The sequence below is a fragment of the Lysinibacillus sp. UBA5990 genome (assembly GCF_002429815.1).
In the GTDB taxonomy this organism is placed as follows: domain Bacteria; phylum Bacillota; class Bacilli; order Bacillales_A; family Planococcaceae; genus Lysinibacillus; species Lysinibacillus fusiformis.
In genome coordinates, this window is the sequence record NZ_DJAY01000015.1 from 1567860 (window position 1) to 1590307 (window position 22448).

Genomic DNA, 22448 nt, shown 5'->3' on the forward strand with positions numbered 1-22448 from the left:
TTTTGGCATAATAAAAAGAACACCATAAAATCACTGTTTTGGTGTTCTTGAGTTACAAATTATAAAATGCCTTTATTTTTTAAATCTTCACGGTTAATGTAAGTATCTCCATTATAAATTTTAAATCGTATTCCATTAAAAGTATTTTCAACATCTTTTTCATTATCCAGATAATCTATGGGCATATCTGGAACTTCGTATATTACTTTTTCAACAGTGCCAGTAAGAGTGCTAGTTTTTGAGAAAGCCATTATTAAAACGGTTTGATCCCCTACTCGTTTAGCATGTGCAGAGAAATTTATTCCCTCTGAATTCATATGAAACTCTTTCAATGAAATCCATTCATTGGGTTCTATGTTTTCTAAATCTATATCATTAAATGGATCTCTATCCAGAATATTAATACCTTCTTTAACTTCTAGATATCTATCAACTATTCTAGTGGCTTCTTGTGAATACATACCTTGGGTTAACCAATCCCGGTATGTTTCACCGAATGTTTTTGCTAACCAATTTTGATTTATTATACCGTCATTCTGCCCCAATAAACGCTCTAGAGAAGTAATATCTGAGAAAAAACTATATAGTTGACTTCTTGTATGAGTATAAGTTTCCCCATCGTATATCCAACTGATTTTCTCTTTCAAATCTTTAGGCTTTAAATCTTCATAGGTGACACTGTAAGAAGAAGAGTTTCCAGTATAGTAAATAGAATAATGATTTTCATATGGATAGCCAATTAACTTTTTATAATCAGAATATTTTCCTGTTCCATTAACTTCATAAATTTTTCCAAAATCAATACTATTTATATCTATGATAGTATCAAACTGAGTTGAAACGTTTGCTTGTTTGTCAATTATAGCTATATCTGTATCAATTAAAATGCGCTGGGTGGCACTATCCCATATAACATCGTGCCCTAAATATTCAGATATAAAGCGTAAAGGCACATAAGTACGATTGGATATTACTTGTGCAGGCGCGATTAAGTTTACAACCTTAGCATCAACTAATGCACTATTTTTCCCGATTTCTAAAATTATTTTATGACCACCTTTTACAATTTCCACCTGTTGTTTGGCTTGATTCCATTTTGTTTCGCCTTTTAAAGCAGTATTAATAGCACGTATCGGAACTAATGTACTACCATTAATAACTTTTGGTTGCACGTCCATTACCACTTTTTCATTTTGGTAAAATACGTCGATTGCGAAAGCTGTAGTAGATATACTCAGTGTTATAACTACAGTGAATACAAGTATTAAAATTTTTTTCATAATACCCCTCCTTATACACAAATATACATAATAAGAAGAGATTACTCTATAGCTATCTAGCATAATTATCTAATTTTTATCGTTTCTTACCTTTTCTAGATCCATGTTTCACTTCGTGTTCTTGCTTTTTGTCATCTGCAATTTTGACTTGTAGTGACGTGATGACACATGCTTTATCAGTCATTGATAGTGACATGTACTCAGACGGGAGACGACGCATTTTTTGTCCCACCAGTACATTATATTAGCTTCAACATCGCCGTCCTCAAGCTGCTTCATAGCCATTCGCTTCTTGAGCTTCGGCTGCCGCATTCGCAATTTCACCGATTGTCAGCATGTTCCCTAGTAACTGATCTGAGCCCATTGCGTCATAAGAGTCCTGTAGCTCTCCTCGCACTAACGAAATACGATTTGATACCTCTGCTATCTTTTGCTCATATTCCTTTAATTCAGCGAATGTACACGACGTTGTGCTTCTGTGAACACTGGATCACTAGTTCCACCACTTGCTTTTGGTAATGTTGCTTCAAGGCCATACATAGCTGTTTTAGCTCCAATCTAGCTGTTGTTATCAGCCTTTCGCTACTGGCTGCTTTGAATTATACGCTCGAAATTTGAAAGTAACAATTTTCTTCTTTTACCTTCTCCTTTTTCCCAAACACTATTCCTTTCCTTTGAAAAAGAGTGGTACGAGGAGAAAACACCATTTGCATCATCATCCTTCTCAGTAGCAAGCCCTAATAGTGCGTATCTTCAATTAAATCAGAATAATAATTTTGTTATCCTGTAACTGTATTTCTAAACGTCTGATAGCATGTTCGGCCTTTTTAATCCGCCCGCGCATTCTGATGCTAAGTTGTATGTACCGTGCTGTTTATGAAGTAAGTCGCTTTCCTCATGTTGGTTCACATTTTGGAGCTTATCAAAAAGGCCATTTTGAGTTGGTAGAGACTGTTATGCATTTATCAACACCCGTTGTAAATAAATATCTGGCACGTGTGGTTAAGCCGCCCGTCACACTTTTACCAAATATCAGAGGAATACATTAAAATCTAGCAAACTATCAGCTTAAAGGCGCATTGATTGGGTTAGAGGTCTTCATAAATGCGATGGGGCTTTTTAATTTGCTTTGAAAACTGCATCGAACAGCCAAAACACGATGAGTTGAGAGGACTGAGTTTGGTGTGGCTTTGAGAGTGAATTTGTAGAAAATTGTTCCAATAAACTTTTTTAATCGTATGATAATCAATGGGTGATTTTATGAAAAAAGCTAACACAAAATACCTCTAAAAACAAATCCTCCTATTAGAATTGTCCTTTTAAATTGTCCTAAAAGTTATTACTTTGGAATAAAATGCAAGTACATTTGATAATTGGAGGCTATTTTATGAATTCTTTATTTACCTTTATCTTTTTAGGAATATCAATGGCTGCAACAATAGGACCTGTTAAGACTGTCCTATTAAATACAGGTTTAAAAAATGGCTTTTTTCATGCATGGTTTTTTAGTTTGGGTGCCATAGCGACCGACATTATATATATGTTTATCGTATACTTTGGGATTGGCCAATTTATTAATTCCATCTGGTTAAAAACAATACTTTGGTCTTTCGGCTGTTTTGTTCTTTTGTACACCGGTATCGAAAATTTACTGTCACTACATAAAATTGAGATGGATTCGAAAACCGGTAAAAGAACACGACTGAGACAATCCCTCATGACTGGATTTTTCATGTCTTTTTTGAATCCACTAACCATCCTTTTCTGGCTGGGAATATACGGCTCCATACTTGCAAAAACAGCTGGTATCTCTACAGGGTATGAAATCATTTTGGTAAGTATCGCCATTTTGATTGGCATTATTTTAGTTGATTTTATTTATGCCTTTTTATCCAGTGTCGCTCGAAAATTATTATCCACACAGCTTTTGAAAACGGTCTCTTTTATCTCAGCCATATTAATGATTGGTTTCGGAATCTACTTTGGCGAGCAGGCTTACCAAGTGTTATTCCAATAAACTCAACAACAGCGAATAAAATGTACCCGAAAGGAAACCATACCTTTAAAAGAATTTTAGTCGAGGTGTGGTAATGGACAAAGAGAGGGTAAATGTCAGTGTCTGGTGTATTGTAAGTTTGACTTCTATTCCACTCATCATGACACTGGGAAATTCGATGCTTATTCCTGTGCTCCCTATACTGGAAGATAAGGTGGGGATCACATCATTTCAGTCTAGCATGATCATAACAAGTTATTCAGTCGCAGCCATTTTTCTTATCCCAGTAGCTGGCTATTTATCGGATCGCTTAGGCAGAAAAATAGTAATATTACCGAGCTTAATTTTAGCTTTAATTGGTGGTCTGATTGCTGGATTTGCTTCATGGAAAATGGATGACCCGTACACAATAATTATCGCTGGAAGAATTATTCAGGGAATAGGGGCCGCTGGTGCCATGCCGATCGTATTGCCTCTTGTAGGTGATCTTTATCAAGATGATGACGAAAAAATAAGTTCTACATTAGGGATAATTGAAACATCTAACACGTTTGGGAAAGTGTTAAGTCCCATTTTAGGATCATTATTTGCCGCTTTTTTGTGGTTTCTGCCCTTCTTTTCCATTTCAGCGCTTAGTCTGATTTCGATTGTCCTTATTTTTTTCTTCGTTAAAGCCCCAAAAGATGATGATAAACCATTGAAGCTCAAAGAGTTTTTACGTAATACAAAAAAAGTTTTCAAGGAAGAAGGAAAATGGTTGTATACCGTATTCCTTAACGGGATCCTTGTGATGCTCATATTATTTAGTATGCTATTTTTCTTGTCAGAAAACCTCGAAAAAGTTCATGATATAAAAGGTATAAAAAAGGGGTTTGTCCTGGCCATCCCGCTTTTATTACTTTGTATAGCTTCATTTATATCCGGTCGAAAAATTAAAGGAAACCTGGGAAGGATTAAAAAAATAATTATTGCCTCTTTAATTGCAATGTCTGTCAGTATTGTCTTCGTTGGGTTTACAAGCAAAAAACTGATTTTTTTATTAGTTGTAACGAGTATAGTGGGGATTGCTATCGGTGCATTATTGCCTGCACTTGACACAATTATTACTGACAATATTATAAAAGAGCTTAGAGGAACAGTTTCCTCTTTTTACAGCTCCGCACGATTTATAGGCGTTGCAGCCGGCCCTCCTATTATGTCACTTGTCATGAAAAACTATCTCAATGCCAGTTATATTACGGCAGGTGTATTGGGCTTCATTCTCCTGTTTGTTGTTTTGAAGTTTATCAAAGTAGAAGATATTGAAAAAACAATGAAATAGCATAAAAAATAAGGACCCTGACAGCTTTTGAGACTGAAGATCTTTTTGAAAGCACTTAGTTTTATCCTGATCTCATACTAAAAATAATAATGAAAATTTCGCTGAAAGAAGTAGCCTCTCGGCTACTTCTTCATTTGTTTCAATATATTGTTTCTGACCCTAAATAGTGTTGTACGAGATAATTTCATGCAATAGAGCGCATACTATTTCCATTTAGTAGTCTATGAAGGATCTCACACTCTCTATCTCTAAGTTCCAATGGAATACGCTTTTGCACCTCTGCAATTATTTACTCGTAATCCTTCATTCAATAGTTTAACAAATATACACGACATTGGCTTCTATATACACTGGATTATTCGTGCCTCTACTAGCTTTGGCAATATTGTTTCAATGACAAATACATAGCTGTTTTCGCCCCAATGTAACTATGGTTATCACAATCTTCGCTACTAGCTGGCGTGTTTCCTCAATGGTTTCAATCTTCCAACGATAATTCTACATCCAATGAAGTAAACCCTATTTCGTAACCTTAATTTCCCTGTTAACATAGGTTTGCCCTACTAAGTTGTAATGCTAATGACAAAGCCATATTTCAAAGAGCATGTAGCGTCTGCTAACGGTTTTTTATGTTTAAAAAGTTTATTACATGATGAATTTTGTGTGATGTCTTGCGATCATAAAGCTATAAGGGAAGTAACAGCTTTTTTATGTACCACAACCTGAAGATTGTGTTTTTAATTTGGTTGTTGTTGTTCTCCCTTTTGCTCTTTTCTTCATTTCTTTCTAATTCTACAGGAGTAAACTCAATAGCAATTTCCTCTGCTCGTTTATACTTTATTGGGAAGATCTATACTTTTAAATCTATACCAATATAAATCAGATGTATAAAAACTTAAAAAGCCAAAGTAAAGGAGCTGCAGAGATTTCACTCGCTCTGGCTTTTTTCAAAGTAAACGCCTATCATAGTCATTTTTGGATACATAATATAATCCTAGGTATTGTTACTCCTAACATTCACTTAGTTACTTGATCACTTTCTGAATAGAAGGTGGTCCTTTTTAATTTTATTTTATTAAACTCGACCTTAAATACTTTTTTTAAAAGTGAATGGTAATTATTATTTCACCCATACTAACCATGCTTTAGCCATAAAAAAGAAAAGGATGTGTAAGTATGGGTATTCTTGGTGGAAATCCAAAAGATGAACCGTTACATTACGGTGAGGTATTTGCTGTTTGGTCTAGCTTAATTGCTGACTATGGTATGATTTCAGGCTATCAAACATTTTATAATCACGCTGGTGATGAGGATTTAAAAAAAATAATTGAAGATATCATTGAACTTTGTAGAGATGAAATAAAACAATTAGAAAAAATCCTTAAAACAAATGGAATCGCTTTACCCCCTGCGTCACCTGAACGACCTGTAGCTAGAATGGAGGATATTCCTGCTGGTGCTAAATTTAATGATCCCGAAATAAGTGCTGCTCTTTCCGTAGACCTAGCTGCAGGATTAGTTGCGTGTAGCCAAGCAATGGGGACTTCTACTCGCGAAGATATCGCGTTAATGTATGGTCAATTCCATGCCTCAAAAGCTCTAATCGGGGGCAAATTACTGCGACTTAACAAAAATAAAGGATGGTTAGTTCCACCACCATTACATGTTAATTATCCAGAAAAATAAAATTGACTCTATTTCCCCGAATCGAGGAATGTAAATGTATTATTACAAAGAAGAATTAATTAACATCATTAAACCTGACAAACCGGATCCACAAGCAGCACGTGTCATGCAAGAAATATTAGGTGGTCATTACGGTGAAATGAGAACCATGATGCAATATTTTTTCCAAAGCTCTAATTTCAGGGGCAAAGAAACACAATATCGTGACTTACTTCGTGGCGTTTTCTTAGAAGAGATTGCTCACGTAGAACTTGTACAAAACACCATTAACCAATTACTAAATGATTCTGGAGAATCTTCTGCCCCAGGTAATAACGGTATGGACCAAGCTCCTTTAGACGAGGCCGTTAGACATGCTAACCCACACCATTATATTGTGGGAGCACAATCATCTTTACCTGTCGACGCTGCAGGTAACCCTTGGAATGGCTCTTGGGTGTATGCTCACGGAAATCTCATCGCAGATTTATTAGATAATTTAGTGCTTGAGTCAACTGGTGTACTTCAAAAAACACGTATATATGAAATGAGTTCTAATCAGACATTTAGGGAAACGCTTGCTTTTCTAATAGTTCGTGACAATGCTCACCAAAACGCTTTTGCCAAAGCATTGGAAACTTTAGGAGTAGATTGGGGAAAACTATTCCCGGTACCGAACTACGATATCAACAAATATCCTGAATGTAGGAAGTTCGTTGAAATGGGCTATCATAATGCTCAGTTTAACTTTAGATTAGATCCAACTCGTATCGGTGAAATCTTCCAAGGACAAACTCCTAGTAGAAATGGTGGAGAACTAAATGTGACTCCACCGCCTGAAGGATTCGCTGTACCAGCTATGCCAGAGATGCCAAACGAACACAGCCCTGGCCTTAAAGATATGAGAAATTAATTAACACATTTTAAGCTGTAGCGTGCGACGACGTTGCAGCTCTTTTCAATGTATGAATACTAATATTCTACACATACTAATAAAAGTGTTTCGCACACACTTGCTGTGGCGTTGGTTGACCGTCACGGCCTCCTAATTACTTAGAGTCACTACCAGCTCAGTGACTCTTTTTTGTTTCTTTCCTTAATAGTTCACTATTAGGCTAATGTACTAAACATATATATTTTAGTGCTAACCTAAAGAGAAACTTTCTTATTAGGTTAGTGCCCATATATACCACCATAATATTTTTTTAATATACAAAAATACGGATACTAACTCACCTTCTGTACAAACTATTTTCAGGAGGTGATTTTCAATGGTGAACAACAATCAAAACTTTAACTCACAAATTCCGAATGCAATGAGCCAAGAATTTGGAAACGAAACTGATGTTAATCAAATTAAACAACAAATCCAAAAAGCTGAAGCTAACAAAAAACAAGCTTCTGGTTCAACGAACTCGATGAGCCAAGAATTTGGAAATGAGACTGATGTTAATGAAATCAGACAGCAAATTCAGCAAGCTGAAGCTAACAAAAAATTTGCTTCTGGTCGTTTTTCAAACGAAAACAATACAAAGTAATTTTAAAATCCACAACCGGCAGCCTCTGCCGGTTTTTGTTTCATTCGTTTTTAAGTAAGAAACTATCTTCAAAAATCTATTTCACTTTTTACTATCCGAAGATTGTTAACCCTTTACCAATGAAATAATAAGTATAAATGTTAAATAAACAACCAAAATAAGATCGCGTAGTGCACCATACTTAAGGAGCTGCAGAGACTTCACACTCTTTAGCTTTTTGTTTTAGAATGATAAACACCTATCTTGGACTGTTTTATAAACGTAAAGAAAATTGAACTCCAAAAGATCACATCTCAACTTGTTGGAACATGGATATGGACGTTTAAAGCAACTGGATACGCAGACACGACTGTGACAGTATCTGTGCAGTAAAAAATATTTTTGAAGAGCGCCCATTTGTGCGTTCTTTTCTTTTTTGCCAATCTCCTCATCTTACTACTGAACATTTTGTTTCAACTAATACATAGTACAGCTCTTTTTTCTAGGAGCATATACGCATTGAAAATACGTTATTCTATAATTGAAATATGCTATTTGTTATAGGTGCCCTTGTTCTTTCAAGTAGAATGGGGAGATTAACAGGTTCCCTCGATTACAATTCAATTATTCCAAATAATTATGTTGCGATAGCATTCATTGTTATGGGACTTTCTGTTATGTCCATTTACTTTGATAAGCCCAGAAAACAAAAATGATTTTACTTAACCATATTTTCTATAAAACCTCTTCTAATCTATCACAAACTCGAAATTATCACTAATCTCCATCACCCTATAGTTTGGGTATCTACACGTGTAATCCAGTACCAAGCACCTGATTTCATTTCATCGTTATCCTTCTCCTGTTGAAATATCCAAGCAGGCAGAAAGACTTTGTGTGGTACGTTATGATTTGCCTCATTCGAGTGGTAATTCTGGCTTTTGTGCAATTGCTTCAGCTAATCGAATAGACGGGCCTGTTACACGTTGTCCACCACGAGGATATTGATACATGGCAACCTGTGCTAGTGCCGGACGTTTACAAGTGTCTAATACACGTTGCTCACCCTGGAATACGTTTTCAGGAAACTGTTTCGCCATAAAGATTTGTCCTTTGACTTCTGCCATCTCACAGGAGGAACTAACTTGTGCTAGTACCCCTTGTGGTTGTTGGAAAGGAATTGGATTATTAAATTGTTCTGCTAAGCTACTCATTGAAATTCCTCCTATAGTCCGCTATAATTGCTCTAATATTTGTTTTGTAAGCCACTCTGCCAAGTGGTTTATTTTTTTGTGAAAAATTTGGCATTATAGTGATCCTCTAAATACGTATGGATGTTATCTAGATGAACGATATCCCCATTTGAAAACTCCATATAATCATCATTGAAAACTATTAGACTACCATAGATATCACGGAAATCTGTCTCTATATATCGAAATGTAGGTACACTATTTACAGCTTCAATTGTTCCTAACACCATCGGATTCTCGACTTCAATAAGTTGTTTCACGCTATCGCCTCCTTTTGTTTACGTAAAACTTCTGCATATGATTTTGTGACAAAGCTTGTGTAGCGTACATTGTCCTCAATTGCTACTAATGTAAGTATGATCCCGGTAAACTCACTGATGATGTCATACTCAGCAAATCGTTCCTCAAACACTTCTGTTTCTATACGTACCTCTCGCATCTTTGGATTGAATTGATCAATACTCAAGATTCCCACCTTCTTTCTGATGGTGTCCCATCAAGCAACTCACAGTGGCAAAGCTATACCGTAGGGAGACGGTACTGTAAGCTGCTTGACGAGAGCGAGATAACACTCGCAAACGTTCAATTTTCATGCTATAATGCTTCTATATTCCATAGTTTATTGGCTGTTTAATCCCGCAATGATTAAACAGCTTTTTTATTGTGAATTAATTTCTCCAACAACTTCTTATCACAAAAGAAATGTACATAAATTAACCTCTGCTTTAACGTCATGTGTCGCCACGCTCTAGGCTTGATACGCATACTTTTTAATCACCTCACTAAGTAGCCCTCTTTCTTGTAAATCATTAATAACCCAAAGGAAATTTTGTTGATCCAGTATATGCGCTTTTAATCTCTCAATTTCATATGTTGCTTTCTTGATTTTTCTCATGCACTCTGCTGAAAGATGATATTCCCCCCGCTCGTTATGAACGCCAATAGCCACTAATAAATCCTCATTACAAGCCTCTAACATAGCTATTTTCAGCTTTAATTTTTCTACAATATCCATAAAAACACTCCTCCCATGAACATAGGTACTGTTTGTAAAAATTGAAGTGCTGCATCAGTACTAAACAATGTAGCTACAACAACATCTTGTGAATTTGTGACTGCTGCTGCTCTGGCTAAGAATTTAGCCTCACAAGCAATTAAATTTTGTTCTATACGACTAATCGTTGATTGTGTCGTGTGCATCAAATCTGCAAAAGCCTCTTGTGAAAGCTTGGCTTTCTTACGACACTTTTTTATTAATGTCCCAATGTCAAAGTCCATATTTATCCATCCTTTTTATGCGTATTGTGCATACTATGCAGCCGTTGCATAGTTTCTTTATGAAGTTAGCTTTAGTATTGAGATGAGAGGTAGTTGCCCCTACTTCTTGAATTTTTACTAAATTGGTAGTTTGTTTTATCAAGAGGCCATTTGCCCTGGCCTCTTCTAATACCTTGTTTCCTCAAAATATTACGTACCTGTCCGGGTAGTTTTATTGAAATTAATTATTAAGTATTTCTTCTAAAACAATGGCAGTTAGCTCGGATAACCATACTCGTTTAAATCTTGGTCCAAGCTGCCTTTGATTTTCCTTCATACGAGGATCACAAATAATATATTTTTCTAATGAAGCTTTACTGTATCTAGTTTCTCTAACTAGATCATCAATATCCCAATACATCGTTCGCTTTCTGAATGTGTCTTGTGCCATACGATCATACCTATCTAATAAAACCTTTTTATTAAGACCAGTTTTTTCTAAAACTAATTGAGATAAGTCATTTTCTTGAATAGCCATTTCAAACGGCCTCTCCTCAACAAGTATTAACCTTTTGATTTCTTTCAGTAATCAAACACTGTCGCTTAGTAACTGTTAGAAGTCCTAGATTTATCGGAGTATAAAATTTGTTTACATATTTACTTCCATTCCATATCCTCACCAACTTCTTTAGTGTAGAGAAATAGGTTATTTTGTGTACAAGATTCTTGTATATATAACCAAATAAAAAAGCCACATCTTCGTCTAAAATTTCAGAAACAATTAATGCTATCTCTAATCTTGGTTTTGAATAGCCTGTCTCCCTATTAGATATTGTTGCTTTACTAACAAATTTCAATAATTTCGCTAGTTTAGCTTGAGTAAGTTACTTCTTTTTTTGAGGCATTTATAAAATTCAAGATCTTCATTACAACTCACCTCCTTTTTGTATGGATAACTTGTACTTATATAGCAACATCAAGATTTTCATACGTCAATATAAATGTATGAATTTCTCATACTTTCAACTTTCTTTATGTATTTTGTTAAAGAAAATAGTACAATTTACTTGTACAGGGAGTGATATCATGTTGAGCCATCGTTTGAAGGTAGCAAGAAAGTCTAAAAAACTTACACAGGAACAATTAGCAATAAAAGTTCAAACTACTAAAGGTACAATCAGCAACTACGAAAATGGACATAGCACTCCTTCCAATGAAATGCTTGTACTTTTAGCCAAAACCTTAAATGTTACAACAGATTATTTACTTGATAATACAGATGAAACTATACAACTTTCACAACAAGAAAAAGAGGAAGCTGAGTTCCAAGCTTTTGCTAACAATCCATCCCTTGAAAAATGGTACAAAGAGTTACCTAAATCTAAGGAAGAGGACTTAGAAAAGCTACGTAAGATGTGGGAGATTTTGAAGGATAAAGGGGAATTGTAATCGTTATTTGGAGAAAACCTAATAAACGATTTTTAATTAAGACTAAAAGTAACATAATGATATCTATGAAAAGGACATGTTATAAACATGTCCTTTAATAGCACCATTATTAGGAAATTTACTTATTTATGTTTATATACTATTCTTTTACCTAATCATTTCAGGAAAATAAATACGAGGTGACAAAATGAGCTTTTTCAAAAAAATAATGGGGACATTTGAAAATACTCCAGAAAGACAAGCTGTTATAGATGCAAAAGAACGTACAAAACAAGAGGATATCCAACAGCGAGAGAAATATGTGGGGACTAGTTTATATAAAGGGATGAAGTACACCTTTTATAAGCCAGCAATCGATTATTTCGAAAACACTGTGCAGTTGGCCAATGAAATTGTTCTCTCCTCTTTACCAGCTGAATACGATTTTGGAAATTTAGAAAAAAAAGGTCTTTTGATAGCAACAAATATGCGAGTAGTTTTCGTTACAAAAATTGGTAATATCCAATTATATACACCTTTTAACTATAAATATATGGAAGGTGTTTTACTTGCCTCTGATGGTATTGCTCAAAAAGAATTGACCATCCTCACTCCATCTTTACGTGCAACATTTGATGATATTTTAAATGATAATCGTTTAAACAAGTTTATAGATGTTGTGCAAAAACAAATGCAAGATAGCAAAGATAACCATCGATTGACTAATGATAAAAAGAAATTATCAACCTCAGCAGATCCATATAGTGACTTAGAAAAAATTGCGAATTTACGAGATAAAGGGATTTTAACTGAAGAAGAATTTTTAGAAGAAAAGAAAAAAATTTTAGGCTAATTCAGTATGGCATGCGGAAGATAATAATCAATACTAGATTTCACTAACAAATCTTCGGTAAAATTATCAAAAATATTCTAGAAAATGGATAAGATGTGAGCGATATTGAAAGATAAAGGTGAGCTTTATTGAACATTCTATTAACAGGACATGACAAAAACATGTCCTGTTATAGAACTATTATTGGAAAAATTATTTAATTATGTTATATTATTTTTTTGTCATCACTATAGGTATATTTACGCAATAATTATTGACTATTAATATGAAAATGGATTTAATACAATAAGAAATTCTTTTTATTCCGAAGATTGCGCCTTGTATTAACCACAAAGGGAGAGTGTACAAATGAATTTAAAAGAAACTATAGAATTATTAAACAATGTGATATCCGAAAATAGTGAACTAATTAAAAACGAAGAATCTACAAAACAATTTCTTGTTTTACCATTGCTTAAAGGGTTAGGTTACGACACCTATAGTCCCCAAGAAGTCACTCCAGAATTCACAGCTGATTTTCATAAAAAAAATGAAAAAGTAGATTATGCTATTTCAATCAATGGGCAACCTCGAATTTTCATTGAGGCAAAATCGATCAATATAAAAATTAATAAAAGCGCCCCACAATTAAGTAGGTATTTCAGTACATTCCCTAGTGTCAAATTAGGTATCTTAACAAATGGGATTGAGTATCACTTTTTTACTGATTTAAATAACTCAAATATAATGGATTCTAAGCCCTTTTTTATCTTCAATATTATAAATCATAATGAGGAGGATTTTGAAAATCTGATTAAGTTTTCTAAAAATTTATATGATGAAGAAACAGTAAAAATCCTCGCTGAATCGTTAATATATTTTCAATCATTTAAATCTGTAATTAAAGAAATTTTTGAATCCCCAAATGATGATTTTATCAAATTTGTTATTAAAGAACGGTTTAAATTTAAGGTAACTCAACAGTTTATTAACACCTCTCGCCCTTTAATAGTAAAGAGTATTCAAGAGGCAATATCTGAAGTGATTAGTGAAAAATTTAATATAGATACATCACGATCTTCTCAAGAGATTGCTGTTACTAGCATAGATGCTATTACTAAAGAAGAGAAAAGGGTTTACTATACTCAAGATGAAATTGACTCATTAGGGAAATTTGAAGAGTTTGAGGGAGTAACGATTGTATTACCAAATCCAAACACCTACATAAAATTATTAAAGTTAACATCTGAAGAATACTCAGTTGAAAAAGGTAATCCATTAAGTGATTTCTTTATTTCTTCAGTTGTAACACAGGGTTCTACCATCGTAGGATATTTAGTTGGTCAGTATGTTAATCAAAAGGAAGATATAAAACTATATACAGTTAAATCAAACGAAATAGCAAATTTTTTGGGTGAAAACCCTATTCTTAAAGAGACTGGTTTCATTAACGCCCGATTAGGTTCCCGATTTAATAAAAATAATAATGAGACTACGTACTTCTTGAAAAGTTGCCTAAACAACCTATCATTTAGAGACATACCTAACCTTATTTCTAAAATTGAAGACACAGAGAAGTTTTTTTAGAAACATCATGTAGTCGAACTCTTAAATGACAACTTGAAAAAAGTCGATGCTGAGTTCAAGGCTTACGCCAACAACAAAGAGACTTTAATTGCAACAATTGCCATATACCTTTTATTCAAGCATTCATCTCCAAGTAGCCCCACTTCCCAAAAGTGGGGTTTTATTGTCTCTTTAAACAGAACACATATTCTCATTTTCTTATTAGGGGTTGATTCACTTGCACTATACTCACCTTGAAGATTATGTCCAACAGTTTTACACTTGTTTGGGTATTATGGACCCTGTCCTACTAAATTTTGAAGAAATGGCCTTTAGATGGGCTTGAAATTTTTTATTAGTCAGATAAGAGTCAAGCCTTATTTATTGATGGTCGATACTATATTTTCATTAATAAAAGCCAATCGCCAGAGCAACAATGGCAAGATTTTTGCCATGAGCTATCCCCTGGTATCCTTACTCGTATAAGTAGTCTTGTCGTGCTTGACTACGGTATGTCTCTGTAATGGATATATCCACTATACCGTAAGTACTTTTGCCTGACAGTCAAAAGGAGGAACTTTCGATAGTCACTTTTCAAGGCAAAATAAAACCATCCCGGAGGAATGCTTTTAACTTAATTTTTATAATCTTTAATCCATTCCTGTTCAATTTTTAGCCCCACCTCTCCATTCGCAGTTAACGCTCACTATTATTATATAGACATAATTCTTTTTATTTCAACCTTGGATATTTTTGTATATACAACTACCTACAAAACCTCTAAAATAGGTAGTATATTAAATTTTAGGAGGTAACTTTACTGTGAAGAAATTATTATACATAGGAGCATTGTCAACATTATTATTGGCAGGCTGTAGTGAAGAGAAAGCAAAGGAAGATACTTCAACATCCGATCATGTTGAAACTACAGAGAATGAGTTGGCTATCGATATGACTATTGCAAATGATAAAAACATTCCTTTAGAAGAGCGTATTGCCAAAATAGCTACTGATTTATTCGGAACTACTACTACTGATGGAAGTGAACGAAACATTATTGTTGAAGGCATGGGAGATTACTATTATTTATCGATGATGAATGACGATGCAATAACAAAAAAGAAAGCGATAGATTATGCTCAACAAAATACAGTTGAATTAATTAGAGTATTAAAAGGTGTAGAGGATTTGAGCAATATCCGTATCAATTGGCAAGCTAACTTTAAAGATGCATATGGTAACATCAATCCTGGATCTGCTATGACTGTCCTTCTTAAAAAAGGAGATTTTGATAAGATCGATGTAGCTAATTTTAAAGCTTCTGACTTAAAAGAGATAGCTACCTATTATCATGCTACATAATGATTTGAAGTAAAATAAAATAACTCGAAAAGTCACTCACGTTTAAATTTGAGTGACTTTTCGTATGTAAGCCATAAAATTCTGCCCATAATGTAGAGCCGCCCTCTTCCCCTACTAGCGGATGGGGCGACTTTTTTTGATGGCAAAGCATTCAAACAATACAAGGGAACGATTGAGGGTATTGTAGTAATTAAAAAAATGACAAAAGCCATCGAGTATGAAATTCTCGGCAACTTTTGTCAATAGGCTGAACTAACACTGTTGTAAATATTATTTACATTATTTCTTCTTATTCACATCATCTGGATAAACTATGGTATTAATCACTTCTCCACTTGATTCGTCTTTAAAAATTACTGTCACTTTATAATTCTCAACGTCTGAACCATTAAATAATTGATAGTACATGCCTGTTAGACCAAGTCCAAATGATGCCATTGTATCGAAACTAGTTTCAAATTCTTTTTTGTTTACAGATACTGTGAATTCTGAAAAGGATTTGTTATATGTAATATCTTTTACAGATTTGATATTATCACTAGTTTTAAGTTCATCTACACTTGCTAATATCCCTTCTTTTAAACCTTTCATCATTTCTTCGTGCTCTGGTTTAGGCATTTTATAAGTTAAAGATCCATCATCATTTTTAATGACTTCTTTAATCCCACTGTTTTTTGCCTTTGAAATAACAGAATCGATGTCTTGTCCTTCGAAAAATAAAGCGGGGATGGTTACTTCTACGTCCCCACCCTTTTCTTGATCCTCACTACATGCAGCCATCAAAGCACCTAGTAATAAAAGTAATGGTAACATCCATTTTCTAGCCATTAAATCTCCTCCTCATACACAAATATACAGAATATGAAGGGATTTCACTATAACTATTACAAAAAAACATTTATTCATATAGTAAATACTTTTCATCGGTCGCTATTATCTGTGTACGAATGCGGATAGAATCCTTCGACTCTTCATTAAAGATCACCTCCTGTTAATAAATAATAAAATCTATTTTTAGGATTATATTTTCACGATTGAAAATAAACAATATACATGTATTCATCGTATCCATCTTTAGCAGTCATACTGAAACCGACTCTTATGAATATTTTTATTAATAATTCTTCACTCTTCCTTCCTTATAGTCTAGAGAATCGTATTTCATATGAATAACTTATTTATAGGAATGGAGGTGAAAATAAAATGGCATCATTTGAAATTGGAGCAAGAGGGCTTTTCAATTTTAGAAACGAGCGCTTTTTCCTATTAGTTGAAGATGAAATTACAGTTCCAGATAAAGGTGTGGAGATTGATCCAGTTAATATATATGAGATTGACCAACAAACTTTCAATTTTATCAGAGATGAAGGAGATACACCTGTAGTTGTACCACGCTTTAATCTTCCTCCTGTACCACCTGGATTTGAATTAGAACGAAAATGTATTTTTACAGTCGATAATTCATACTTTGTCATCTATGAATTAGAAAATAGCACTGATAACTTTGTTATTTTAAGAATCAGTGCAGCTTTATTTAACTCATTGAGAAATTCGGGTGTTCGTGAATGTATTCCTCAGAATTTCATTAATTAAGAATGTTATAAGAAACAAGTAATCAGTTTATTTTTATTAAGCTGAAACTATTTTAAATAGAGAATTCTTGGTTAATGATTAAAAAGGATAGAAGAGCTTAAATAAAATTCGCTCTATCTATCCTCTTTTTACTACAAATGACCTTATTTATTACAACAATTAAATTAATCTAATGTTTTTTTACTCCACAATCGGGCATTTTTGTAGAGAAAATAATGTATAGCATTTTGCAATTTAAACTGTACTATTAGGCTTTTAAAATGATTTAAAGCTCTTTCCTGATTTATTTACTTTTTATTTTTACTAGTACTCAAATAAAAGTAATTATGCAATTGGCCCTAAAGCCGAAACAACCTCTGAAATAATTCCACTTCCCAAGATTGGAGATTCCCGTTCCGTGTTATTTGATCCTGCACGGGTTTCTTTGAAAGTAGCGCTATTTTTCTATTGAGTAAAGTCTTCAATCGTGTTCCAATACATATTTACATTCATCCTATATGGTTAGGTGTTTAGTAATTAAATCCTCCACTTATAAGCCCTTCCGTTTTTTGTAAAGGTCTTGACCTAGTGAACATGGGAGCCATCTTTGCAGCAAAACCTAATTTCGTTTTAATACTGTTTGTTACAATAATCATTGATTAATGCTCTTTAATTTTCTACAAAAATTTCTATTCTTACGTAGAGGTAATTTTCAAGTTTTCACAATTAAAGGATTCATCATGTTTAAGTCTGCCATCTTCCATTCGATACACTTTATCACAGTATTCAAGCATTCGTTCGTCATGGGTAACCATAATTGCTGCTTTGTTTCTTGTTTTTGCTTGTATAGCTATGAGTTGAACCACTTCATGAGCTCTTTTTGAATCCAGACTAGCTGTTGGCTCATCTGCCAGAATAATAGATGGGCTGTTTATAAATGCGCGGGCAATTGCAGTACGTTGGCGTTCTCCTCCAGATAACTGTTCGGGCAATTTATTCAGTTTTTCTGCTAAACCGAGACTTTGCAATAATTCCTTTGCATATTCCTTATCCTGTTTTAGAAGTTTCCCTGACATTCTTTTTACTACAAGTAATTGTTCAAGAACATTTAAATAAGGCACAAGATTACTGGTTTGTAAGATAAATCCTATTTCATCCAGCCGCAATTGAGCTAAGTTCTTTTGGTTTAACTGATTAAGGCTCTTGCCGTTAAGAATAACTTCACCTTCAGATGATTGGAGTAAGGCGCCTGCAATTGCAAGAAAGGTACTTTTACCCGAACCTGATGGGCCAATAACAGCAATAAACTCACCTTGTTCCACAGTTAGGGAAATATTATCAAGGGCAAGAACTTGATTTTCTCCCTGTTGATACAGTTTGGAGACATTTTCTAATTGTATACCTGACATTTATTCCATCCTCCCAATCGCTTGAAGTGGGTCTATTTTTGTAATTTTCCGAACTGAAACTAATGAACTTAAAATAGAAATGACAAGTAAGGACAGGGCATAAAGGACAACTATTTTAAGGTCAAGTGAAAATGGCATTTCATCAGGAAGAATAAGGGCTGTCCCATAGGTTAACAAGATACCTGCGGCAATACTAATAAATGATAATAGAAATACTTGTGATACAATAGCTTTCCCGAGGAAACGATTGCTGGCACCAATGGCCTTCAATATGCCAAACTGATTCGATTTTTGCAAGGTAAGTACGTAGAAGAATACCCCCAGTACAAATGCCGAAATGGCCAAAAGGAAAGCAAGCATCATCATAATTGTGCCATTCTCTTCCTTATAACCGGGCATTCCCTGTATGGCAGTGGCCTTAGTTACTGTTTCAGTATTTTTGAATACCTGGCTTAGTTTCTCGGAGTCAATTTTCTCCCCCTGCAGCATAATTGCGTTTACAGGTTTCTCAATACCTTTATCAGAACCAGGTGCTGCAAATTGAATGGAGCGCCATTTATCCAAAGTAGTAAAAATTGCAGGCAAATGATTGTATGTTTCATTTTTTACAAACCCGACAATTTTCAACTTCTCTAATGATCCCTCTATTTTCAGCGTATCACCAATTTTAAACCCCTTTTTCTTTAAAGTATCATTAGCGATAACTTCCAAAGACTGATTTGCATCGAGGTGCTTTCCTTCTTCAACATTAGGTTCCAGAAAACTACCGGGATTGATTCCTAGAATGGCAATATCTACTTTTTCATTTTTATTCGAACTTGAATTATTTGTTACTGTTCCCATAGTGGCACCCATTGCTGATACCGCTGAAACATTAGGTTGGCTTTCTAGTTTCCCTGCTAATGATTCACTCAATAGCGATCGGCTCATAGAGGCTCTTGATTCCTCTTCAAAGGTTACATAATCGGTATCCATATTTTTAAAAGTTGCTGCACTAAGAGTGGAAAGGCCGTTACCTAATCCAGATAAAATGAATACTAGCCAAGCAATTAGAATAGTTATAACGCCAATCATCAGAAAGCGTAATTTACCATACTTTAATTCTCTAATAGCAAGAAACAATATACGTCACTCCTTTATCATAAATATATAGTCATGTTTGACTAATTGAATTCTAATAGTTTATTAGTGATTAGTCAAGTATGACTATATAATTTTAATATGCACCTTTTTTTGATCCAAATAAAAAAAGGAACCCACTTTGGTTCCTTTTTTATTTGGATATACTATTTAATCCGAATGAATAAAATTTTGAATAGTATTTTCAAGAAAGACTATTTCTGCTTCTAACATGGTAATTTTATGTTTGACCGCTAGATTAACACCGGTTCGTATCCCATGTGTAGGAGTTTCCTTAAATACATCTATACGTTTTTTGTTTTTCTTTAATCGTTCTTTCAAGGCTGGTATTGCTTGATCCATAGGAAGGAAATCAATAAACATTAACCCAATATCTCCTTGATAATTAACACTTTCTGCAGAGGATAGATTATCCAATAGTAATTGATAAAAATACGTTCGGCCGCTTTCATTTATTGAGTATACTTTTCTGGTAGGCCTATTTCCTTCTTGCACTAGTTGAATATCTATATAACCCTTTTGATTTAGTCTATCCAGAGTAGCATAAGCAGTTGGCTTTTTCATATCTGTAACTGTACTTAAGTTTCTTTCGATAAATTCATTAATTTGATATCCATGTTGACTTTGTCCCATTAATAACCCAAGCAGAATTAGTGAGCGATGTTCCACAGAAATCCTCCTTTCTTTCAGCATTCTTTATATATTCTCTCTTAAATTCTACTTGTAGTCAATTGAGTGTTAATTTAGTGCTTTATCAGTGAATGGTTTTAAAATAAAGGGAACTTTTATATCTAGAAAAATAACATGTATATTTTCATTGCTTTCTATTTTAATTTTAAATTAACCTTATAGTGAGCAAATTATTATATTTTCACTATCATGTTATTTACAAAATGGCGCGATTATTTACTAAAGAGATGTGTATTTTTAAAAATTCCATTTATTGGTATTAAGTACTAATTTCTAAATACATACTCTAGAATAATTGGGGTAGAAAGTAACCAAGAAATGAGGTGTTAAAATGAATTTGTTACTTTGGATAACACTTGTTTTAATCGTAGCTGGACTTTTTGTCCTTATGTCAAAGAAAAAAAGCATGGAGGAAAGAGTTGCCTTCGCAATAGAAAACAAGGACAGTAAAGAAGAAAAACAGACATCAACTAAACCCGTAGTTTGGTGGATAGTAGGAGCCACTGTGTGGGGATTAGTAAGTATGTTATTAATCGTGTGGATTTTTTCTGTTTATGTATAAATCATGGATTTACTGTAGATAGGTATTGTAAATAATTGATTTTTGTGATAGTCCATATTTAAGGAAACGGGAGGGTGGTTTAATCCTCTTCAACTAACGGGATGCTTTAGTTGAGGAAGAGACAGCAAACGCTGTCTCTTTTTACTATTTAAATGAAATTTTCATCTGCTTGCCAGTGCGTAAAATAAATATGGACACCATCGGCCGCTCTACAAATGGCAGTTCCTATATCTCTTGGATTACTTGCGCCTGTTATGATCGCAATAGTATTTTGGACTTTACCCATTCTTTCTCCCCTTTCTTTCTACAAAAAAAAGAGCAAAACCATAATGGTCTGCTCAGCATTTAAAAATGAACGCTTGAAACCCGGCATTTCTTTATTCATTTATCGTACGCAAATATTTTATTTTGTATTTCAATATGGAATTGCTGTAATTCAAATTGATGATGCTTGATGATATCTTCAGCTACTTGTCGAGCTTCCATTTGAATCACTTCATCTTTCTCTTCTGTTAAATTGATGATGATATGGACATTTTCTGATGAAATCGTATAGTCGATGCTAAAGGCACCAACACGTTGTGCGGTCATCGCTTCAAATAAATGAGCCATAACATCATTATAGCTAAGTCTGATCGAGTTCGTGGCAGCAGGATCAGAAAGATTTTTAAGCGTCATTTGAAATGATATCGGGTTTAAATCATTTTTTAGAATACAATTAAGCATCATTTCCTCTATTTTTTGTTTGGACAACTGATCTATTTTTTCAGGTATTGACACAAGGAGCTCTATTTTCCCATTCGGCAGTACACCATAATCTAAATAGAAAATAAAAGATTCTTTTTGCAGGGCCATAGCAATATCACTCATTAGAAATTGATAATGCTGCATATAACCTAGTAGTTCATCGTTGCTGGGTTGCGATAGAGAAACATTTGATTTCTCTGCATATTGAATAGGTACATTGGCAAAAAAGAAAAAGCCACCACAAACGATGATGGAAAGAAGAAACCATAAGGTAAATAGTTTTTTGATAAACATTTATAGCCCCCTTATTCGGGACTATATGCAAGTTCAGTACCGTAAATTACGGTAGAATTTTATAAAATAACACACGGTCTTGATTTTCGCCGCCATAATCACTATGGATAGATATATGATCCATCACCTTGTCACCTTTCTCCATTCTAAACCCCATATTTGTGTGAAAGGCAATGGACACTTCGTTTATAGGTGATGTCACACACTTAACGATATTACGATGATATTGTTTCACCACATGGAAGAATACATCATACAACCTTTTTGCAATATTCTGTTTTCTATAATCAGGGTGAACCCCTACAAAATGAATGAACGCTTCATTTGTGTTGGATTGCGATAAAAAGCCGACAAGAAAACCAATAATCTCGCCATCCTTTTCCATAATGAGGCTTGTATTCGTAAAGTGATCGAAAAATAATTTAGGCAGTTTATCTGACATATTCCTTCCGCCCCACCACTCATTAATCACTGGTGATAACGTATAATAATCTGCACTTTGTAAGCTACGAATATTCATGGTATCCTTCCTCCCTTTCAACTTCACCTTTTCATTG

28 protein-coding genes are annotated in these 22448 nt (G+C 34.2%); 12 read left to right on the top strand and 16 right to left on the bottom strand.

Annotation, left to right across the window (positions count from 1 at the left end; translation table 11 throughout):
• Window positions 1-59: 59 nt before the first annotated feature.
• Both B3D94_RS20350 and B3D94_RS20355 read right to left on the bottom strand, forming a co-directional pair.
• Entirely contained in the window at window positions 60-1280 is a 1221-nt protein-coding gene (locus tag B3D94_RS20350) for a stalk domain-containing protein (RefSeq protein ID WP_291759935.1), read from the bottom strand.
• Window positions 1281-1545: 265 nt separating this feature from the next.
• Complete coding sequence (locus B3D94_RS20355) at window positions 1546-1644, bottom strand: hypothetical protein (protein WP_291759936.1); 99 nt, start codon at window positions 1642-1644, stop codon at window positions 1546-1548.
• A 1023-nt stretch (window positions 1645-2667) separates the two neighbouring features.
• Between B3D94_RS20355 and B3D94_RS20360 the strand changes: the two genes are divergently transcribed.
• The 5 genes from B3D94_RS20360 to B3D94_RS20380 all read left to right on the top strand — a co-directional run bounded on the left by B3D94_RS20360 (window position 2668) and on the right by B3D94_RS20380 (window position 7800).
• A complete protein-coding gene (locus tag B3D94_RS20360; protein ID WP_291759938.1) occupies window positions 2668-3297 on the top strand; it encodes a LysE family translocator in 630 nt (209 codons plus the stop codon).
• Window positions 3298-3370: 73 nt separating this feature from the next.
• Window positions 3371-4597 carry an MFS transporter gene (locus tag B3D94_RS20365; protein ID WP_291759940.1) on the top strand — a complete coding sequence of 409 codons (1227 nt, stop codon included), beginning with the start codon at window positions 3371-3373 and terminating at the stop codon, window positions 4595-4597.
• A gap of 1176 nt (window positions 4598-5773) precedes the next feature.
• The gene (locus B3D94_RS20370) at window positions 5774-6283 is read left to right on the top strand and encodes a DUF3231 family protein (RefSeq protein WP_069481558.1); all 510 of its coding nucleotides are present in this window, start codon (window positions 5774-5776) and stop codon (window positions 6281-6283) included.
• Between the two features lie 34 nt (window positions 6284-6317).
• Window positions 6318-7175, top strand: a complete 858-nt coding sequence (locus tag B3D94_RS20375) for a manganese catalase family protein (RefSeq protein WP_069481559.1) — start codon at window positions 6318-6320, stop codon at window positions 7173-7175.
• A gap of 358 nt (window positions 7176-7533) precedes the next feature.
• Entirely contained in the window at window positions 7534-7800 is a 267-nt protein-coding gene (locus tag B3D94_RS20380; protein ID WP_069481560.1) for a gamma-type small acid-soluble spore protein, read from the top strand.
• A gap of 896 nt (window positions 7801-8696) precedes the next feature.
• Here the strand turns inward: B3D94_RS20380 and B3D94_RS20385 are convergent.
• The 7 genes from B3D94_RS20385 to B3D94_RS20415 all read right to left on the bottom strand — a co-directional run bounded on the left by B3D94_RS20385 (window position 8697) and on the right by B3D94_RS20415 (window position 11146).
• On the bottom strand, window positions 8697-8993 hold the full coding sequence (locus tag B3D94_RS20385; protein WP_291759943.1) for a hypothetical protein: 297 nt from the start codon (window positions 8991-8993) through the stop codon (window positions 8697-8699).
• Between the two features lie 68 nt (window positions 8994-9061).
• Window positions 9062-9292: a YqaI family protein gene (locus B3D94_RS20390; RefSeq protein ID WP_291759946.1), complete on the bottom strand. Its 231-nt coding sequence runs from the start codon at window positions 9290-9292 to the stop codon at window positions 9062-9064.
• Window positions 9289-9498: a hypothetical protein gene (locus B3D94_RS20395; protein WP_291759949.1), complete on the bottom strand. Its 210-nt coding sequence runs from the start codon at window positions 9496-9498 to the stop codon at window positions 9289-9291. Before B3D94_RS20395 ends, B3D94_RS20390 begins: the two co-directional genes overlap by 4 nt.
• Window positions 9499-9780: 282 nt before the next feature.
• Window positions 9781-10047 carry a hypothetical protein gene (locus tag B3D94_RS20400; protein ID WP_291759952.1) on the bottom strand — a complete coding sequence of 89 codons (267 nt, stop codon included), beginning with the start codon at window positions 10045-10047 and terminating at the stop codon, window positions 9781-9783.
• The gene (locus tag B3D94_RS20405) at window positions 10035-10310 is read right to left on the bottom strand and encodes a helix-turn-helix domain-containing protein (RefSeq protein ID WP_171364974.1); all 276 of its coding nucleotides are present in this window, start codon (window positions 10308-10310) and stop codon (window positions 10035-10037) included. Before B3D94_RS20405 ends, B3D94_RS20400 begins: the two co-directional genes overlap by 13 nt.
• Window positions 10311-10530: 220 nt before the next feature.
• On the bottom strand, window positions 10531-10827 hold the full coding sequence (locus B3D94_RS20410; protein WP_291759960.1) for a hypothetical protein: 297 nt from the start codon (window positions 10825-10827) through the stop codon (window positions 10531-10533).
• Between the two features lie 16 nt (window positions 10828-10843).
• Window positions 10844-11146, bottom strand: coding sequence for a hypothetical protein (locus B3D94_RS20415; protein ID WP_414674006.1), 303 nt, complete (start codon window positions 11144-11146; stop codon window positions 10844-10846).
• Between the two features lie 229 nt (window positions 11147-11375).
• On the opposite strand from B3D94_RS20415, the gene B3D94_RS20420 reads away from it, so the two are divergent.
• The 5 genes from B3D94_RS20420 (at window position 11376) to B3D94_RS20435 (ending at window position 15477) form a co-directional block, all read left to right on the top strand.
• On the top strand, window positions 11376-11738 hold the full coding sequence (locus B3D94_RS20420; RefSeq protein ID WP_291759963.1) for a helix-turn-helix domain-containing protein: 363 nt from the start codon (window positions 11376-11378) through the stop codon (window positions 11736-11738).
• 187 nt (window positions 11739-11925) lie between these two features.
• Entirely contained in the window at window positions 11926-12570 is a 645-nt protein-coding gene (locus B3D94_RS20425) for an SHOCT domain-containing protein (protein WP_291759966.1), read from the top strand.
• A 348-nt stretch (window positions 12571-12918) separates the two neighbouring features.
• Entirely contained in the window at window positions 12919-14136 is a 1218-nt protein-coding gene (locus B3D94_RS20430) for a type I restriction endonuclease (RefSeq protein WP_291759968.1), read from the top strand.
• Window positions 14137-14498: 362 nt separating this feature from the next.
• Window positions 14499-14639, top strand: a complete 141-nt coding sequence (locus tag B3D94_RS23110) for an ImmA/IrrE family metallo-endopeptidase (protein ID WP_372429052.1) — start codon at window positions 14499-14501, stop codon at window positions 14637-14639.
• 298 nt (window positions 14640-14937) lie between these two features.
• Window positions 14938-15477 carry a hypothetical protein gene (locus B3D94_RS20435; RefSeq protein ID WP_036227381.1) on the top strand — a complete coding sequence of 180 codons (540 nt, stop codon included), beginning with the start codon at window positions 14938-14940 and terminating at the stop codon, window positions 15475-15477.
• Between the two features lie 279 nt (window positions 15478-15756).
• Here B3D94_RS20435 and B3D94_RS20440 read toward each other — a convergent pair whose 3' ends face one another.
• Entirely contained in the window at window positions 15757-16305 is a 549-nt protein-coding gene (locus B3D94_RS20440; protein WP_291759974.1) for a hypothetical protein, read from the bottom strand.
• Window positions 16306-16680: 375 nt separating this feature from the next.
• Between B3D94_RS20440 and B3D94_RS20445 the strand changes: the two genes are divergently transcribed.
• Complete coding sequence (locus B3D94_RS20445) at window positions 16681-17070, top strand: spore coat protein (protein WP_069481562.1); 390 nt, start codon at window positions 16681-16683, stop codon at window positions 17068-17070.
• A gap of 674 nt (window positions 17071-17744) precedes the next feature.
• Here B3D94_RS20445 and B3D94_RS20450 read toward each other — a convergent pair.
• From B3D94_RS20450 to B3D94_RS20460, 3 genes are all read right to left on the bottom strand, one after another.
• The gene (locus B3D94_RS20450) at window positions 17745-18458 is read right to left on the bottom strand and encodes an ABC transporter ATP-binding protein (RefSeq protein ID WP_291759978.1); all 714 of its coding nucleotides are present in this window, start codon (window positions 18456-18458) and stop codon (window positions 17745-17747) included.
• On the bottom strand, window positions 18459-19580 hold the full coding sequence (locus B3D94_RS20455; RefSeq protein WP_291759981.1) for an ABC transporter permease: 1122 nt from the start codon (window positions 19578-19580) through the stop codon (window positions 18459-18461). It abuts the gene before it with no gap.
• Between the two features lie 168 nt (window positions 19581-19748).
• A complete protein-coding gene (locus B3D94_RS20460) occupies window positions 19749-20267 on the bottom strand; it encodes a PadR family transcriptional regulator (RefSeq protein ID WP_069481565.1) in 519 nt (172 codons plus the stop codon).
• Between the two features lie 352 nt (window positions 20268-20619).
• Here B3D94_RS20460 and B3D94_RS20465 point away from each other — a divergent pair, with 352 nt between their 5' ends.
• Window positions 20620-20850, top strand: coding sequence for a hypothetical protein (locus tag B3D94_RS20465; protein ID WP_291759987.1), 231 nt, complete (start codon window positions 20620-20622; stop codon window positions 20848-20850).
• 148 nt (window positions 20851-20998) lie between these two features.
• On the opposite strand, the gene B3D94_RS20470 is transcribed toward B3D94_RS20465, so the two are convergent.
• From B3D94_RS20470 to B3D94_RS20480, 3 genes are all read right to left on the bottom strand, one after another.
• Window positions 20999-21136, bottom strand: coding sequence for a hypothetical protein (locus B3D94_RS20470; RefSeq protein ID WP_175423033.1), 138 nt, complete (start codon window positions 21134-21136; stop codon window positions 20999-21001).
• A 95-nt stretch (window positions 21137-21231) separates the two neighbouring features.
• Window positions 21232-21891: a hypothetical protein gene (locus tag B3D94_RS20475; RefSeq protein ID WP_069481566.1), complete on the bottom strand. Its 660-nt coding sequence runs from the start codon at window positions 21889-21891 to the stop codon at window positions 21232-21234.
• 46 nt (window positions 21892-21937) lie between these two features.
• Window positions 21938-22411 (bottom strand): GNAT family N-acetyltransferase, encoded by a 474-nt coding sequence (locus tag B3D94_RS20480; protein ID WP_069481567.1) that lies wholly within the window; start codon window positions 22409-22411, stop codon window positions 21938-21940.
• Window positions 22412-22448 lie beyond the last annotated feature (37 nt).